The sequence below is a fragment of the Nitrospirota bacterium genome, assembly GCA_040755395.1.
GTDB lineage: Bacteria > Nitrospirota > Nitrospiria > Nitrospirales > Nitrospiraceae > DATLZU01.
Window position 1 is genome coordinate 445312 of sequence record JBFMAX010000001.1, and the last position, 16485, is coordinate 461796.

At 62.3% G+C, this 16485-nt stretch carries 14 protein-coding genes; 2 read left to right on the forward strand and 12 right to left on the reverse strand.

Going from position 1 to position 16485, the window contains the following annotated elements:
- Positions 1–6 precede the first annotated feature (6 nt).
- The 3 genes from AB1555_02320 to AB1555_02330 all read right to left on the reverse strand — a co-directional run bounded on the left by AB1555_02320 (position 7) and on the right by AB1555_02330 (position 4857).
- Complete coding sequence (locus tag AB1555_02320; GenBank protein ID MEW6245525.1) at positions 7–1452, reverse strand: Do family serine endopeptidase; 1446 nt, start codon at positions 1450–1452, stop codon at positions 7–9.
- Positions 1449–4106, reverse strand: coding sequence for a heavy metal translocating P-type ATPase (locus tag AB1555_02325; GenBank protein ID MEW6245526.1), 2658 nt, complete (start codon positions 4104–4106; stop codon positions 1449–1451). Before AB1555_02325 ends, AB1555_02320 begins: the two co-directional genes overlap by 4 nt.
- A gap of 103 nt (positions 4107–4209) precedes the next feature.
- Positions 4210–4857: a thioredoxin domain-containing protein gene (locus AB1555_02330; protein MEW6245527.1), complete on the reverse strand. Its 648-nt coding sequence runs from the start codon at positions 4855–4857 to the stop codon at positions 4210–4212.
- 34 nt (positions 4858–4891) lie between these two features.
- Here AB1555_02330 and AB1555_02335 point away from each other — a divergent pair, with 34 nt between their 5' ends.
- Positions 4892–5494, forward strand: coding sequence for a Slp family lipoprotein (locus AB1555_02335; protein ID MEW6245528.1), 603 nt, complete (start codon positions 4892–4894; stop codon positions 5492–5494).
- Positions 5495–5597: 103 nt separating this feature from the next.
- Here AB1555_02335 and AB1555_02340 read toward each other — a convergent pair whose 3' ends face one another.
- On the reverse strand, positions 5598–6077 hold the full coding sequence (locus AB1555_02340; GenBank protein ID MEW6245529.1) for a hypothetical protein: 480 nt from the start codon (positions 6075–6077) through the stop codon (positions 5598–5600).
- 190 nt (positions 6078–6267) lie between these two features.
- Here AB1555_02340 and AB1555_02345 point away from each other — a divergent pair, with 190 nt between their 5' ends.
- On the forward strand, positions 6268–6519 hold the full coding sequence (locus AB1555_02345) for a hypothetical protein (protein ID MEW6245530.1): 252 nt from the start codon (positions 6268–6270) through the stop codon (positions 6517–6519).
- Between the two features lie 194 nt (positions 6520–6713).
- On the opposite strand, the gene AB1555_02350 is transcribed toward AB1555_02345, so the two are convergent.
- The 8 genes from AB1555_02350 to AB1555_02385 form a co-directional block, all read right to left on the reverse strand.
- Positions 6714–7229, reverse strand: coding sequence for a cytochrome P460 family protein (locus AB1555_02350; protein ID MEW6245531.1), 516 nt, complete (start codon positions 7227–7229; stop codon positions 6714–6716).
- A gap of 423 nt (positions 7230–7652) precedes the next feature.
- On the reverse strand, positions 7653–9929 hold the full coding sequence (locus tag AB1555_02355) for a TonB-dependent receptor (protein ID MEW6245532.1): 2277 nt from the start codon (positions 9927–9929) through the stop codon (positions 7653–7655).
- Between the two features lie 518 nt (positions 9930–10447).
- Entirely contained in the window at positions 10448–10744 is a 297-nt protein-coding gene (locus AB1555_02360) for a helix-turn-helix domain-containing protein (protein ID MEW6245533.1), read from the reverse strand.
- Positions 10745–10772: 28 nt separating this feature from the next.
- Positions 10773–13058: a TonB-dependent receptor gene (locus AB1555_02365; protein ID MEW6245534.1), complete on the reverse strand. Its 2286-nt coding sequence runs from the start codon at positions 13056–13058 to the stop codon at positions 10773–10775.
- Between the two features lie 48 nt (positions 13059–13106).
- Entirely contained in the window at positions 13107–13490 is a 384-nt protein-coding gene (locus AB1555_02370) for a hypothetical protein (protein ID MEW6245535.1), read from the reverse strand.
- A gap of 13 nt (positions 13491–13503) precedes the next feature.
- Positions 13504–14628, reverse strand: coding sequence for a TonB family protein (locus AB1555_02375; GenBank protein MEW6245536.1), 1125 nt, complete (start codon positions 14626–14628; stop codon positions 13504–13506).
- Positions 14625–15179: a TlpA disulfide reductase family protein gene (locus AB1555_02380; GenBank protein MEW6245537.1), complete on the reverse strand. Its 555-nt coding sequence runs from the start codon at positions 15177–15179 to the stop codon at positions 14625–14627. Before AB1555_02380 ends, AB1555_02375 begins: the two co-directional genes overlap by 4 nt.
- On the reverse strand, positions 15176–16483 hold the full coding sequence (locus AB1555_02385) for a sialidase family protein (GenBank protein ID MEW6245538.1): 1308 nt from the start codon (positions 16481–16483) through the stop codon (positions 15176–15178). Before AB1555_02385 ends, AB1555_02380 begins: the two co-directional genes overlap by 4 nt.
- Between the last annotated feature and the right edge of the window lie 2 nt (positions 16484–16485).

Consider the following 16485-nt stretch of genomic DNA (forward strand, 5'->3'; position numbering starts at 1 on the left):
TGCTCCCTATTCCCCTTGGATCGGCACATACAGCACCGTCCCCTGGCGGTTGACCAGGAGGAGGGTCACATCGGTGGGTCTGATCGGCTCGGCGAGTCGTTGAAACGTGGCGAAGTTGGGGAGCGGTTGTCTGTTCAGCTCGAGGAGCACGTCGCCGGGCATCAGGCCGGACGCCTCCGCCAGGCTGCCTTCCTCGACGTCGGTCACCACCACGCCCGAATTGACGTTCAACCCCATCTGCCGTGCCAACGCAGGCGTGACCTCATCGACCAGGACCCCGGACAGCGGATGGGTGGCCGCCTCGACCGGCGTGGTCTGCGCGCGCTTGACGCGCTCGCGCGGCGCTTCCTGAACGATTAGTTCCGTCTGCGCCAGCCTGCCGTCACGGATGACATCCAACCGGTGCCTGCTGCCGATCGGCGCTGCGGCGACGAGGTTGCGAAGGTGGCCGCTGTCCATCACGTCCCTGCCGTCGAAGCGCACCACCACATCGCCCCGGCGCAGGCCGGCCTTCTCCGCCGAGCCCTTGGCCATCAAATCGGTAATGATGGCCCCCTTCACGTCCGGCAGCTTGAAAATCTTGCCCAACAACGGCGTCACGTCCTGGGTGGAAGCGCCGAGAAAGCCGCGGACGACGCGGCCGGTCTTGAGGAGGCTCTGCATCGCGGCGCGCGCCATGTTGCTCGGAATAGCGAATCCCACGCCCACGCTCCCGCCCGTCGGGCTGGCGATGGCCGTGTTGATACCCACCAGCTCGCCATGGATGTTGACCAGCGCGCCGCCCGAGTTGCCGGGATTGATGGGCGCGTCGGTCTGGATGAAATCTTCGTAGTCGGCGACGCCGACATCCGCCCGGCCCACCGCGCTCACGATCCCGAACGTCACCGTGCGGCTCAACCCCAACGGATTGCCGATGGCGAGCACGAAGTCCCCGACGGCCAGGGCGCCCGAATCGCCCCATGGCACCGTCGGCAGATTGGTCCCGTTGATCTTCACCACCGCCACATCGGTCTTCGGATCGGTGGCGACGACGCGGCCTTTGAATTGCCGTCGATCGGCCAGGATCACTTCGACGTCCACGGCGTCCGCTACGACATGGTTGTTGGTGATGATGTATCCGTCCGGCGAGACGATGACGCCCGACCCCTGCCCGTACTGCCGGCGCGACGGCGGTTCGCGGAACAGCCCGAAGGGCAGGCCTTCGTCGCTGAAGGCTTGATCGCGCACAACGACCGTGGATGCGATGCTCACGACGGCCGGGATGACCTTGGCCGCCGTCCCTTTGACCTGCGCCTGCAGATCGAGGGCCGTGACGACCGGGATCAACCGCCCGGCCGCGAAGGCCGAGGGAAGCCCGGCGCTTCCCCCCGCGACGAGCGCCAGCACCGGTACCCACCACAGAGCCCGCAGCGCCGTCGCGGCTTTCTCTGAAGGAAAGGGACTCGCACTCATAACTCGACGCGCCGCAGCCTCAACGCGTTGGAGATGACCGACACGGAACTGAAGGTCATGGCCGCGCTCGCGATCATCGGGCTGAGCAACAGCCCCCAGACGGGATAGAGCAGGCCGGCGGCGATCGGCACCCCCAGCGCGTTGTACAGAAACGCGAAGACCAGATTCTGCCGGATGTTCCGCATGGTCGCGCGGCTGAGCCGGCGCGCGCGGGCGATCCCCCGGAGATCGCCTTTCACCAGGGTCACTCCGGCGCTCTGCATCGCGACATCGGTGCCCGTGCCCATCGCGATCCCGACATCGGCCTGCGCCAGCGCCGGCGCATCGTTGACGCCGTCCCCGGCCATCGCCACGACGCGCCCCTCGGCTTGCAGTTGTTTCACGATTCGGCCCTTTTGCTCCGGCAACACCTCGGCCCTCACCTCATCGATTCCCAGTTGCTTCGCGACCGCTTCCGCCGTTGACCGATGGTCGCCGGTCACCATAATGAGCCTGAGGCCCTCGGCGTGCAGCAGCCTGATGGCTTCCCGCGTCGACGCCTTGATCGGATCGGCGACGCCCAGCAAGCCGGCCGGCTTGCCATCCACGGCGACGAATACGACGGTCTGCCCCTCGCGCCGTAACCGGTCCGCTTCCGTTCCGAGTTCGCGCAGGTCCTGCTCCGCGAGACCCAGGTCCTGCCGCAAAAAGGCCGGCGTGCCCAAGGCGACGGCGCGGCCTTCGACCGTTCCCTTCACGCCCTTCCCGGTCACGGACCGGAACTCCTGAGCGGGTGAGAGGACCAAGCCTCTGGCTTCGGCTTCCGCGACAACCGCCGCGGCCAGCGGGTGCTCGCTGCCCCGTTCGAGCCCGGCGGCGAGCCGCAGCAGATCGATCTCAGAGATCCACGGCTCAGCTCTGACCGTCGTCAGTTTCGGTTTCCCCTCGGTCAGGGTGCCGGTCTTGTCGAACATGAGGGTATCGACTTTTTCTAAAACCTCCAGCGCTTCCGCTTTCTTGATCAACACGCCGGCGGTCGCGCCGCGTCCCGTTCCGACCATGATCGACATCGGCGTCGCCAGCCCCAACGCGCAAGGGCAGGCGATGATCAGCACCGCCACGGCGTTCACCAGAGCATAGGCCAGTCGCGGCTCCGGTCCGAACAGGGCCCAGGCAAGCCCCGAGACGAGGGCGATCCCGACAACCAGCGGTACGAAATAGCCGGCCACGACGTCCGCCAGCCGCTGGATCGGCGCGCGGCTGCGCTGCGCCTCGCTCACCATCCGCACGATCTGCGCCAACAATGTCTCGGCGCCGACCCGCTCGGCCCGCATGATCAACGTGCCCGTGCCGTTCACCGTCCCCGCCGTCACGCGATGGCCCTTGGCTTTTTCGACGGGGATCGGCTCGCCGGTAATCATCGATTCATCCACCGCGCTGGCACCTTCCACCACGACGCCGTCCACCGGCACGTTCTCCCCGGGCCGGACCCGCAGCCGATCGCCCGGTTTCACCTGGTCCAGCGGTATATCTTCTTCCGTCCCGTCGTCCCGGAGCCGGCGCGCGGTCTTGGGCGCCAAACCCAACAGCGCCTTGATCGCGCTGGTCGTGCGGCCGCGCGCCCGCAACTCCAGCACTTGACCGAGCAGCACGAGGACCGTTATGACGGCCGCCGCTTCAAAATAGACGGCGACCGAGCCGTCGGGCCGGCGGAACGAGGACGGCACCAGGCCGGGGAGCAGCGTCACGAACGCGCTGTAGAGATACGCGGCGCCGGTTCCCATCGCGATCAACGTGAACATGTTGAGGCTGCGGTTGACGACGGACTGCCATCCCCGCTCGAAAAATGGCCACCCGGCCCAGAGCACCACCGGCGTCGCCAGCAGGAACTGCAGCCAACCGAGCGCGGCATTCGACAGGATCCGCTGAATCGGCTGCCCCGGAATCATGTCGGACATGGCCAGGACCAATACCGCCGCTGCCGGTCCCAGGCTGATCCGGAACCGGCGGGTCATGTCGGTCAGTTCGGGATTCGCTTCCTCTTCAAGAGACACCGTTCTCGGCTCCAGCGCCATCCCGCAGAGCGGACAGGTCCCTGGTTCGCTCCTGACGATCTCCGGATGCATCGGGCAGACGTATTCGGTCTTGGTGGCAAACGGCGCAACCGTCGCCGGCTCCAGGGCCATCCCGCACTTTGGACAGGGGCCGGGCTTGTCCCGGTGAACCTCCGGGTCCATCGGGCAGGTGTAGTCGCGGGAGAGGCCGCCGGTTGGCGCCGGCGTGTGAGACTCCGGTTCCGCCTTCGCCTTGAGGTACTTGAACGGATCGATCTGAAACTTGGTCAGGCAACCCTGACAGCAGAAATAATAGGTCTTGCCTTCGTACACGTGCGAGCCGGCGGCTGTTGCGGGCTCCACGGTCATCCCGCAGACCGGATCAACCTCGCCTGGTCCGCCGCCGACCTGTGGGCCACCGGACATCACCGGCAGCGTCTTCTTCGCAGGCGGCGTCTCGACCGTCACCAGCGGTCGAGACTCGGCATATTTCGCTGGATCGGCGCGGAAGGTGTTGAGACAATGCCGGCTGCAGAAGTAATAAGTCTTGCCCAGGTAGTCATGACTGCCCGCCGCCCGAGCCGGCTCCACCGTCATGCCGCAGATCGGATCAATGGCCATCAGAACCCCGTGAGGCGTGACGCGTGATGCGTGATGGGTGAAGAGACCAGCAAGTCACTCTTTGAGATGAGCTTTTCTCCGTTCACTGGCCCCGTGTCATCCGTCACTTTTTCGCGTCCGCATCCAAAATGCTCCGAATAATCGTTTTGAGATTCTCCGGATCGATCTGTTCCACCTTGATGTTGCCGTCGAGGAGGATGGTGGGCGTCTGTTGCACCTTGATGCGCTCGCCCCACTTTCTTCCCTCCTCAAACGCTCTCGCCGGCTTGCCGCTCGCCAAGCCTGCTTCGAACGCGACCGGGTCGAGGCCCACTTCCTTGGCCAGCTTCTCTCGAATCAGCCGATCAAAGATGTGCACCCGGTCCTGATGAATCGTCCGGAAGATCGCCCGCTTCATCTCATTGCCCTTGCCCATGCTCTTGGCCTGCTCGTACATGTCGAAGGCGGTCGGGAGCTTGCCTTGAATGACCGGAAAGCCGACCATGGTCACTTCCAGTTTGTTGCCGAACTCCTTTTCCAACATCGACAACCCTTCCGCATCAAACCGATGGCAATGCGGGCAGTAGAAATCCAGGAACTCCACCAGCTTCACCTTTCCCGGCGTGTGGCTGGAGGGCTCGTTTAGCTCTTCGTACTTTCCGTTCAACTGAAGTTTGCCGGCCGCGCCGAGGGAAGGCATTCCCCCCCACGCCAGCAAGACCAGAAGCAGCCAGGCCATTATCGGCCAAGAGGTGCGTCGTCGATCCGTCATGCCATCACTCCTTTTTCATCGTATGCGCTCCAACGTGGTCATTATAATCCATGCGGCGCAGGCGCAGTGTTTGTTATTTTGTTATAATGTCGGCATGAAAGACGGGTTTGCGCGGCCGGCTCTGTTGCTTCTCCTGCTGGCGTCTCTCTCGGGATGCGCGGCCGCTGCCCCTGAGTCATATCCCAACCAAGCGGAGCGGGTCTCGTTTACCGAAATCAAGGCCTCTCCGGAATCGCACAAAGGCCGGGTGGTCATGTTAGGCGGGGAAGTGCTGACGGCCAAACGGCTCAAAGAGGGGACGCGAATCGAAGTGTTGCAACTCCCGCTTGACGGATCGCAGGAGCCTGGACTCGATTTGACCAAGTCACAGGGCCGGTTCGTGGCGATTCAACGAGACTTCCTCGACCCTGCGACGCTGCCTCCTGGAACGCGCGTGACGATCACAGGCGAGGTGACCGGTTCGATCACGCTGCCGTTGGATGAGACCGAATACACCTATCCGGTGCTGGAAATCAAGCACCTGAAAGTCTGGCCGAGAATCGCCGATGCGCCCCTCCGCATCAGACCCTACTACGGCCCCTATTGGGGACCGCCGTACTGGGGTCCGTACTATTGGGGCCGGTATCCCTATTGGTAAATCATCACTTTACCCCCATTCCGGAAATGCACACGCCCCCTGCACCTATTAGGGTTTAGGGTGCAGGGGGCGTGTCCTCGCTGCGTTCTCACCTTGCCCAGTTTTAGCGAAGGATCAGCAGTTTTCCCTCGGCCCCGCTTGGGTGGAGATGATCCTTATACACAAAGGTACTGCCGGATGTGGCATAGAGCAGGTCGCTCGTCGGAATGCCAATATATTTCGTCTCTCCTGGCTTGAGCACCAACTGCGCCCTTAAGACCGTCGGCGCCTCAAATGCCCCGTCGGCAGTCATCAAGAACCCACGATCGATGGAGGACCTGTTCGTCACCTTGATGACGACCGGTCGACCGCCCCGTGTCTTCATGTCCAGGACCGATGTCGGTGGATAGATGATTTTCAAGTTCCCTAGATCGGCAGCATAAATTTCCAGGTCAACCGGCAATTCCTTGAAGGGCTGCCCGACAACAGAGCCCGTCTCCAGGTCTCCGATTTCGACGCCGCCCGCTTGAAGGGCGAATGCACGATAATCGGCCGACCCGACCACTGACACGAGTAAGACTCCGAACATGACTTTCTTCCACATTGGAGACCTCCTTGGTTAGAGTGACGACGCCTGTGATGAAGTTGAGCTGCACGGCGGCAGGTCAGCGTGTTCGAGGATCTGCCCTCCGATGACTTGCTCGCCGACCACCAAGAACTCCACTCTCAGCCGTTTTTCCTGCCCGAAAAATCTCGCCACTGGCGACGGCAATCACCTCCCGTGAACCGTCCGCATGGAGGCGATCGGACTCGATCGTCACGACGTACGAATCAAACCCGTCGAACGCTTTGTTGAAGGCTTGTGCTCGAAGAATCCGCTCCAACGCTCGATGTGCGTCGGCTGCTGGATCCGCCGCACCGGAAACCACCGGGATCAGCAAGACGAGGGCGACAAGAGCACTGCTGCATACGATCACAAGACGACGCTGACTCACAACGCGCCGCTTCCGCTGATCGACCGACATACGCTCACCTCCGCTGCCTGATCAGGACTCATCGAGACGTTTCTTCGCGTGACTCCACCCATCGATCTCTGCCTCGCTGGCGTCCTTCGATTCGAAAAAGGGGGAGCGGTTCGGTGACCGCTCCCCTTGTGGAGCCTGTGTCGAGGAGGTAGGTCACAGCACAAGCTCCGCGGAACGGCGCCTCGTGGGCAAGCGGCGCCGCATGTGACGCGCATTCAATGGACATGCCCCCGCTTCTGAAAATATTCCTCGTACCGGTGAACGAAATCATGTTTGGCCAACGGTGCGTGGCACGCCCGGCATTTAGTCACGTCTTCCGCCAACGGCTTCCCCTTCGGATCATATGCCGCGAATATCCAGTTCCCGGTTTTCAGATTGTCGGCGACCCCTTGTCCCCAACCGGGATTCTTACCCATCACGAACACCTTCACAAGTTGGTCTTTTTCCAATTGTCCCTGAGCTCCGTTTTTCGCCGAGTACAGTTCCATCACCATGACCGTTCCGTCGGGAAACATCTGCCCCTGTACCGCTTGTGCTCCGGCGGGGTTGACATAAATATCCCGGACTTGCTTGAGGTCCGGTCGTTGGACATTGGTGAGAAAAACCGGCCACTGTTTGTAATTGGCCGGCAGGGCCAGTTGCCCATCTTTCAGGACAGACCCGACCTCGGCATAGGCTACACACGCCAGCACTCCACCAATCAGCACGGAGAGACCGACCGTTTTGCTCATAGTCCTTCTCCTCCTTGTTTCCCACATGCCGCTTTCCCCCCTGCACAGGTCACATTTCGCTTCATCCCGTGCACGCCACCGTGCCGGCTTCTCAGTTCTCATCGCACCCGCGGTCGCACGCCAGCCGTCTTGGACCGGCTTTTGGTGGCAATGGGCCGTCGTCACAACAGCCCGACCACTGTTCGAACACCCCCTTTGCCTTGCGTCACGCTAGCCCGGCTGATCCACCCTCGGTCTCCTCGTTAAAATGGCTCGGAGCAGGGGAGAAGAGTGTGAAGCCCCTGCTCCGAGCGGATCCGAGGAAGGAGGCCCCCCGAACCTCGGACCCTTACGCGGGGCATAACCCGCAGGAGGACACAAGTCACGCCCCGTCTCCGACCGTTGCCCGACGGAAAGCCTCGTCGCAGGCCGAACCGCTCCGGTTTACATGAAGGCATACCGGAGCGAAAAGCCGCTAAAGACATTTCGCCCGATGAACGGCCCGAAAGCCGGTTGGCTGGCCGGGTTGATAGTCGCAAACGCATAGTTCGCATCGAAAATGTTTTCCAAACGTCCGAACAGTTCGAGCCCCCAGTGCTTGCTGAGCATGGCCTTGTAGCCGCCCTTGAGGGTCGTGACCGTGTAGCCGGGATTTTTCCGATCGTTCTGGGGATTCGTCCCTGTCGGAGAAACGGAATCCAGATTGGTGTCGCTGACAAAATAGGCCGTTTGATACTGCCATTCGACTCCGGCAAAGGCGCCAGCCAACAGGCCTTCCTGCTGTTCATAGGTCGCATCGATAATCAATCGGTGCTCGGGAATGCCTGGCAACCTCCGACCGGCTAACTGCACGCCATTGACGACGTAATCCCGGAATCGGTAGTCGGCATACGTATAGGCGACCTGAATCGTCAGGGCGCGAAGTGGTTTATAGGCGAGCCCCACTTCGAAGCCGTCATGATCGGTTTTTCCGGCATTCCGAAAACACGGGGCAAAGATGCTGCACGCCCCAGTGAAACCGGTCGAGAACTGAATCAACTCGTCGCTGAAATGTTGCCGGTAGATGGCGAAATCGTAATACAGTGTCTCGCCGACCGCGCCTTTGACACCCAGTTCGTAATTTGACGACTTCTGGGGCTGCACGAACGGATTGAGCCCCACGCCCGTCGGAGTCGTGGGATTGCGAAACTCCGTGCCTGTCGGTGTCTCAAAAGATTGGCCGAAGTTGAAGTAGAAGTTTGCCCACTTCACCGGGCTGTAGCGAACCCCGGCGAGGCCCGTCGTCTGGGCAAAATTGCGACGGCTGGAGCCATCGATCCCGCCGGCTTTGAGGCGGTCATCGATTTTGAATCGGACTTGGCTGTACCGGACGCCGCCTACAAGCTCGACCTGCTCAAGAATGCTCAGCTCGTCCTGCGCATAGAAGCCGTCCTGGCTAATGCGCTCTTGTGTATACACGCGCAGCGCTCCCGGCGAGCCGAGCACATTGTCGAAATTCTTGTTCACGGAATTCTGATCTTGCCAGTCATAGCCGACAATGAGGCGGTTGGGCAGTCCAAAGAACGGGACGGTGTTGGTGTATTTCGCAAACGCCGCGTTCTCGACCCTGGTGAGCGTGATGAAGCTGGCCGGGAAGCAACAAAGCGGATGATGGAGATCCCGCGTCCCGAAAAACCCGGTGAGGCTGAATTCTTGGTTCTCCGAGAACTGGTTTCGATAGACCACAGCGGGTCGGAACCGTTCATCCTTCCTGGCCGGTTGAAACGCGGCAAACGGCGTATTCGCCGGAAATGTCGCAGGCGGAATCGCGTGCAAGGTCTGCTGTTGTTGCCGCGGATTGGTTCGAAACTGGGTCATGGTCAGGTTGCCCGGAATATCCCCGTCGAGCTGGCCGTAGGTGACCACCAGCGACAGGTCGGAGCGGTCATTGATCGTGTATTTGAACTTTCCCAAAAAGCGCTGGTTTCTGGTTGTGGAATGGTCGCGGTAGCCGCCGTAATCAAGATAAGAGTAATTGGCCATCCAACCGAACCGATCCGTCGCGCCGGCCGACTTCAGCCGATACTTGTAGAAGTCATAGGCGCCGAATACGAACCTCGGCTCCGCGTACCGATTGTCTTTTTCCCCTTCCTCCAGCACATAGTTGATGACCCCGGCCGAGGCGTTGCCGTAGAGCGTCGAGTTGGGACCGCGCAGGACTTCGACTCGCGCAACTGCATCCAAGTCGATCGGCTCCAGCCGGGTTTGACCGTCGACCTCAGTCAGCGGAATGCCGTCGATCAAGACGCGGATACTCCGCACACCGAATGTCGAACGAACGCCGCTGCCTCGGATCGAGATACGAACATCGTCCGGTCCGAACCGTCGCTCCGCCTGCACGCCGGGCGCGTAGCGCAACGTCTCGTCGACGCCTGTCGCGGGCCTGCCTTGCAGAATCTGCTTCTGCTCGACGACGCTGACGGCACCCGGCACCAGCGTCAGCGGCTTCGGCGCCCTCGTCGCCGTCACGACGACGGGGGCCATCTGCACCAGCGGCGCTTCCGTTCGTACGGCGTCGCCGCCTTCTGCTCCGCCACGTTGTTCCGTCGATCCGCCGGCCACCGGCCCCGATTCTTCCGCCGCCGCCATATCCATACAGACTCCGACAGCAAAACAGACTGACACACCGATCACGGCCTGTAATGTGAAGACATGGCGCCGCATCATCGACGTTTTCCCCATCGGCCTCTCCCTCCAATTCTGCATCGCAAAGCGCGCGAACCCGCGCCGTCCTGTGCGTGCGCGCAACAGAGTAGGTTCACGGACGAAGCGGTGATAAATGACGAGAAGACTGCTTACCGGGGAGGGCCGCGGGCAAACAACAGCGCAAGGGAAACCGTTGGATTCGATCCCGGAGATGAATGGACGACCGTGCCGATGAGCCTTAGGGTCCAATTTTCAACCGGAAGCGACGGGAGCGCCGCGCCTCCGTGTGTCTGGCATGCCCAAGCGCAGAAGGGAGTCTTGGCCGGCGAGTCATGGTGGTGAGTCGCATGATCTGAAACGGATCCAACATGCAGCAGGCCGCAGGCCGACATCAGCATCGCTGCAAGGACATAGGCAACGACGACCCCGACCGCCAAGGGCCCAAGGTATGGACTCCTCATCATCGGATCACGTCCGCGCATCGACTTGGCTTCACCGCCGTACGGCGCCTATTCACGAATGGACGCGTGTATACTCCCGAATCTGTTCTGTGTCTACTGACGAGTGCTACTCTCTGCAACATTCACGAACTCTGGATCGCGTGAATCCTTGCGTATCCGCCCAATTCCCCTGCGACTGCGCGTAAATTGAAGCGGTGCAGGCATCGCCTCGCCACCGGCCGTCCGGTGTTGTTCTACCAGCGCCATGACGGACTCGCCAAAGATGCGGAGGCTCCCGCGCCCGAGCTTCGTGCCCCCAAGCCGCCCTTCCTCCAGCCACCGGTAAATCGTCCACCGGCTGACACGCAGGAACTCGGCGGCTTCCTTGACGCGCAGTAACGGCTTATCCATGGCTGCACCTCCGTAGTGAAAGAATCGTTCAGAACCGGTACTCGACACCCGCGTAGCCGCTCACGCCCTGAGCCGGATTCGCGAAGCGGGTGAATTGATCGTTGACGATGACCGCTCCCGCATAGGTCTTGTCGGTCAGGTTGCGGCCCTCGGCAAAGAACGTGAGGTTCTCATTCACGTTCCAGCCGGACCGCAGGTGCAGGACGAAATAAGACGGGTTCTTCACCGTGTTCAAATTGTCCACATAAAAGCCGGAAAGCGACCACTCGAAGTTCGGGGCGATCCACCAGCCGTTCGGGTGGTCATAGCGGACTTCGACGTTCAGATTGTGCTCCGGCGCGCCGGGCACCGTGTTGCCGTCTTTGGCGATCAGCACGTTGGGCCCGCCGACGCCTCCGCCGCGCACGTCGTCCGTAAACTTGAAGCGGGACCAGGTGTAGGCGACGCGCGTCTGCAGGCTGTCATCATTCGCGCCGCCCCCCTTCGCGAGGAGCCCTTTGGTCACCACCATCGCGCCCCCGACTTCCACACCCGTGTGACGCGTCCCGTTGGCATTTTGGAAGGTGCTCTGGTTGTTGATGTTCGACGCCAGGATCTCCTTCTGCATTTCCAGGTCGTACACGGTCACATCCCACAGATACCGTTTGTCGGCTGACGCCCCTCGGTGCCCCAGTTCGAACTGCCACGCCCGTTGTGCGTCGAGATTCAAAAAGCCGGTGTTGGGCGAGCCGGTCGCATTGACCGAGGAGAGCAATTCGAGGTTCAGCGGCGCCTCGTAAGCCCGGCTGGCGTTGAAATAGAGTTGCGACGTCGCCGTGGTGCGGTACACGAAGCCGACTTTGGGATTCAGGGCGTCGAACTGCGCAAGCGGCTGGCGGGTGTTCTGCAGGACGGATGGGGTCGTCTGAGTCGCCGGGAAGCTGGCCGGTCCAAAGTTTTGCACATTCCCCTGCCGGCTCGAGTAGTCCCACCGGCCTCCGACGACCAGCGTGAAATTGTCCATCGCGTCGAATTGGTCCTCGGCATAGGCGCCGACATACAGCGTCCGGAGAAACGCGTTCTGGGTCATCGCGCCGATGCTGCCGTTGATGTTCACGAAGCGGGTCTGGTGCTGGTCGCCGTAGCGCGGCTGGACGCCGACGACGAAGACGTTCTCGCGCCCGAACAACCGGTTGGTGTTGCGATACCGGATCTCGCCACCCACGTTGTTGTTGTCCTGCCGGATGGTCTGGAAAATGGGGTGGTCGAGATACTGGTATGAATAGTACGGAATCACTTCCACAAACTGGTCCGGTGCGAATTCGTTGCGGTAGGCCACGCCGATCCGCTGCAGGTTGTAATAGCGGCCGTAGTTGCAGGTTTGATTGTCCAGGTTGCAGGCGAAGAAATTGCCGCCGGTCGGGTTCGCGCCCGGTGTCCGCCCGCCCGCCTGCTGAGGATTCGCGAACAGTTGCGCGTTGGTCAACGACCCCGGGATGCGTTCCGACACGTTGGCTTGAAGGAAATACGCGCGGATTTCCTGGTGCAATCCCAGCTGCAGGCCGAGATTCGCGTTGATGCGCTGTCGGCCCTGCTGACTGTTGTCCTGAAACCCGTCCTGGCGATTGCCGGAGACGCTGATGTAGTAATCGGCGGTCGCGTTCAGGTTGCCGACCTTGAACGGCAGGACCTTGCCGCTCGAGACCTGTCCCATGTACAGGCCGAAGCTCCCCCCCATGCCCCGCATTTGCAGGATCGACGCGCTGTAGCCGGTCCTCGGCACGAAATTGATCGCGCCGCCGATCGTGTTGGCGCCATATCGCAAGGCATTCGCCCCCTTATAGACTTCGATCCGCTCGTAGGCCATGAGGTCGATGGACTCGAAGTCCGAAAATCCGTCCGCATCGCCGAAGAAAATGCCGTTGATGAGGATGTTGATGCCGCGGTGGTGGAAATTGTTCCGGAGCGACGTGCCGCGGATCTGGAACTGCCCTTCGTCCGCGCCGAAGCGGGACTGAAAGCGCACCCCCGGCGCGAATTGCAACACATCCTGAAGATTCAACTGGCGCGACTCGACGATCTGTTTCTCTTCGATCAGAATGTTGCTGCCCGGTCGCCGGGCGAATTCTTTTCTGACATCCTCGATGTTCTCGATCTTCTGCCCTTCGATGCGAACGTCTTCCAGGACGACATCGGGTGGGCTCGATTCCTGTTCTTGCGCCCCAACGGCCGGAACCTCCGCCGCAACCATACTCACGATTCCCGCACTCCATGCCCCGATAATAATAATGAGATACGCCCGGCAGACATCCCGCCGGAGACTCGGCAGACGCATGGCCTCCTCCTCCTCGAATCCGCTTTGGTGAAGTGATGGGCAGATGAGCTAGCAGCTGAGTCGAGGCAGGGGCGGGGAACGGGATCGGCCGGCACGTAGATCGGCGGCCGGCGGCAACCAAGAGGTCAGCGAGAGAAACCCGACGAGCAGCAGGAAAATCGGGCCGCCGACGCCCGACGGTGCGAGAGACACCGACGGGTTGGCCTGACAGGCCCAGGCGCAGAGCGGAGAGTGTGCAAGGCCGTTCTGGTTGTGGTGGCTGTGCTGATGATGGTGCGCCTGTCCGATCGGCGGACCGGCATCGGGCAGGCAAGCGACCGCCGCAACGCTCAGAACGGCGTAGAGCATGATCAGCGCGGGAGCGAGAACGACGTCGACGCCGGGTGTCGGCGCAGGACGGCGAGCGCTCTTCGCAGGCACGTTGCCACCCATGTACGCGCTGACCCTACCTCAAGGCATAGTTGATCGGAATCTGCAGCACGACTTCCGGGCGTCCGAGCGGATGCTTCAGGTGAAGGGGACAGGCCTTGCGCACTAATTCCATTGCATCCTGGTCCAAGATGTCGTAGCCGGAGCTTTTTTGGATTTGCAGGTCACCCAGGTGACCGTCTTCACGGATCACCGCTTTCAGGACCACTTTCCCTTCCCATCGGTTCAGCCTGGCCTCGTGAGGATACCGTTTGAGCTCCACGACGCGGCGCCACAGCGATTCCGCCAGCCAACTGTAATCCGCTTTCGTCGCGGGAGCGGAGCGAGGAACTGCGGCGATCTGCGAAGCGGTCTCCTGCGCCGTCGGAGCGGGGGCCTCGGGCTCGCCGTGGTCGGCCACCGCGGACCGGGCCGGCGGTTCAATATTCGCTTGTACGGGCGCTGCATCCGGAATCGGCGCGGGGTTGCGGGTGATAGGCGTCACGGCCGGCTGCTCCACAATCGGCTGCCGCTCGACCACCACCGCCGATTGCGTCGGCACTGCCGCGAGAGACGTTGGCTCCGGCTGTTGAACGACGGACGGCGCTTTTGCTACAAGAGCCAGTTCCGCCGCGACAGGTTTTGTCTCGGTCATCACCGGGGCCGGCTCGCCGACCGGTTCGGTGCCCGCAACTCGTTGAAGAGGAGCACGCTCTCTCGGCACCGTCTCCGGCTGTTGGATCGGCTGGGGCAGAACCGCCCGGGTTTGGACCTCCATGACCGGCTTGACCGGTTGAACGGCCGTGACCACCTGGCGGATTTCCCGCTCGACCGTCTCTTCGATCGGTCTGGTCTCAACCCGGCGCACGACCGGTTGTTGGGTCGGCCGGACCGGCTCGCGTGACGCCGGCTGCACGCGAGGCTGTGACGGCGTGGGCACATCCGCGGCTGGCGCCGATTCGGCGGCGACATCGTGCCGGGGCGCCTCGACCAGCGATACCTCCCATCGAAAGGGTTCTTGTTCCGGCGCCGGGTGCAGGTTCGCCATCACGCCGAGTGACGCCGCGACGACGAGAGCATGGAGCAGCACGGACCATGTCCACCCGGCGGCCCATCGCCGCCGCTCGAATGAAGTGAACGCCACACGTTCCGGTCCGTTCATCGCGGAGACTCGGTCAAGTTTTCAAACAGGGCCACCATGGCCGGACTGTCCCATTCCCGAGGACCGACCGCGCGGCCCACCCAGCGGCCGGTCCGATCAATCACGACCGTCGTCGGCAACCCCCGCACGCCGAAGGCCGCGCTCACCTCTTTGGTCTCATCCACCAGAATGGGGAACTCCAGGTTGAAGGTCTTGGCGAAATTCCGAATGGCCTCCGGCTGCTGGTCGGCCGTCACAGCCAGCACTTCGAACTGCCGATCGCTCAAACTGCGCCGGAGCCGCTGCAGGGCCGGCATCTCATCTTTACAGGGACCGCACCACGTCGCCCAGAAATTGACGAGCACGACTTTGCCGCGCAGGCTCCCGGAATCGACTGCATGCCCATCGATGGTGTGCATGGAAAAGTGCGGCGCCTCCGGGACTCCGCTGATCCGTTGCACCCCCGCAGCCCGATAGGGATCGACGCCGCCCGCCGCATCTGCCGAGGCCGCACCCAGCGAGCCGAGCGCCGCGATCATGACCGCGGCGCCGATTGCCGATGAGGTTTTCATGACGGCTGCTTCGCCTTCTTCACCGGCAGCCGGCCCTGCCGCACGACGATCCGATTGTCGGGGAACGCATGTTCCGTCCAACTCACGGCCAGCCGGCCGTCGTCATGAACGGCCACCGCCGGATGCTCCGCCTTGGCACCTTCACTCAGCGTTACGACCGGTCCGAACGTGCGCCCCCGATCTTCCGAGACGCGCATCACAACGCGCTTCCGCACGCCGGTCACTTCTTCCCACACCGCGATCACCGCGCCATCCGGATGCACCGCCATCCGTAACTGATCGGGCAATGCCGTGGCCGAAGTGTGAAGGGACACTGGCTCGGAAAAAGTCTGGCCACGGTCGTCCGACGTCGCCAAGTAGATTCGCGGTTGCTCATCCATACCCTCGGTGTACCAGCCGACATACATGCGCCCCTGCCGGTCGAACGCAATGGACGGGCCACGATGGGGACAGGCGTCGAAGACCCATCCGTCCTTCCGTACCAGTATCGGCTGTGAAAACGTCGCGCCTTTGTCCGTCGAGCTCGCCACCACGATGTCCCGGACATTCCCGGGAAAGGTTTTGCGCCACGCGACCCACAGGGTGCCGTCCGGCGCCAATGACGCCGTGGGCCGGCAACAGGGACAGGCCATCCCGTCGATGACGATGTTGTTTCCAACCGTCGCGCCCCTATCGTGGGAACAGGCGAAGACGGCGCTTGCCCCGCTTTTGCTTTTCACCCGGCCGTCCAGCCACGCGACATAGACGCGGCCGTCTCCATCCGCCAGCACATCCTCGAAAGTGTGGCTGATTGGTTGGCCGTCGTCATTCACGAGGACCGGTCGTTCGAAGGTGCGGCCCCCGTCCGTCGAGCGCGCCAGGAGTAAGTCCGAGGCGAACAAGGCACCGGGGGTTCTATTGGGCACCGACCAGGTGACGTACAGTTCGGCATCCGGCCCCGTCGCCAGCCCCGGAGCCTGATGCAGCGCCTCAGGGCCTCCGCCCTCGGGATTCACACGAACGACCAGAGAAACTTCGCCTCCATCCGGAGCAACGCGCACCGTTTTCACGTCTCCGGCCGCTCCCTTCTTTTCGAACCAGGCGACATGCAATGTGCCGGTTCGGTCGAAGCGGATCGCAGGCGGGGACAGCGGTCCAGGGCCTTCGCGAACGGTGATCTTTCGCCCCAACACCGGCTCTGTCTGATCCTGGGCCGCATGAACCAAGGCGGCGCACAGGACCACGTTCAGCCCGAACATGAGCGAAGCAACGAGCGAGCGGACGGCCGACGGCCGAGTTCTGACGCATTGCTTCTGGCTGACCATAC

Coding starts and splice junctions, on each gene's coding strand:
- AB1555_02320 (MEW6245525.1), bottom strand. CDS start 1,452: ATGAGTGCGAGTCCCTTTCCTTCAGAGAAAGCCGCGACGGCGCTGCGG.
- AB1555_02325 (MEW6245526.1), bottom strand. CDS start 4,106: ATGGCCATTGATCCGATCTGCGGCATGACGGTGGAGCCGGCTCGGGCG.
- AB1555_02330 (MEW6245527.1), bottom strand. CDS start 4,857: ATGACGGATCGACGACGCACCTCTTGGCCGATAATGGCCTGGCTGCTT.
- AB1555_02340 (MEW6245529.1), bottom strand. CDS start 6,077: ATGTGGAAGAAAGTCATGTTCGGAGTCTTACTCGTGTCAGTGGTCGGG.
- AB1555_02345 (MEW6245530.1), top strand. CDS start 6,268: ATGGAGGCGATCGGACTCGATCGTCACGACGTACGAATCAAACCCGTC.
- AB1555_02350 (MEW6245531.1), bottom strand. CDS start 7,229: ATGAGCAAAACGGTCGGTCTCTCCGTGCTGATTGGTGGAGTGCTGGCG.
- AB1555_02355 (MEW6245532.1), bottom strand. CDS start 9,929: ATGGGGAAAACGTCGATGATGCGGCGCCATGTCTTCACATTACAGGCC.
- AB1555_02360 (MEW6245533.1), bottom strand. CDS start 10,744: ATGGATAAGCCGTTACTGCGCGTCAAGGAAGCCGCCGAGTTCCTGCGT.
- AB1555_02365 (MEW6245534.1), bottom strand. CDS start 13,058: ATGCGTCTGCCGAGTCTCCGGCGGGATGTCTGCCGGGCGTATCTCATT.
- AB1555_02370 (MEW6245535.1), bottom strand. CDS start 13,490: ATGGGTGGCAACGTGCCTGCGAAGAGCGCTCGCCGTCCTGCGCCGACA.
- AB1555_02375 (MEW6245536.1), bottom strand. CDS start 14,628: ATGAACGGACCGGAACGTGTGGCGTTCACTTCATTCGAGCGGCGGCGA.
- AB1555_02380 (MEW6245537.1), bottom strand. CDS start 15,179: ATGAAAACCTCATCGGCAATCGGCGCCGCGGTCATGATCGCGGCGCTC.
- AB1555_02385 (MEW6245538.1), bottom strand. CDS start 16,483: ATGGTCAGCCAGAAGCAATGCGTCAGAACTCGGCCGTCGGCCGTCCGC.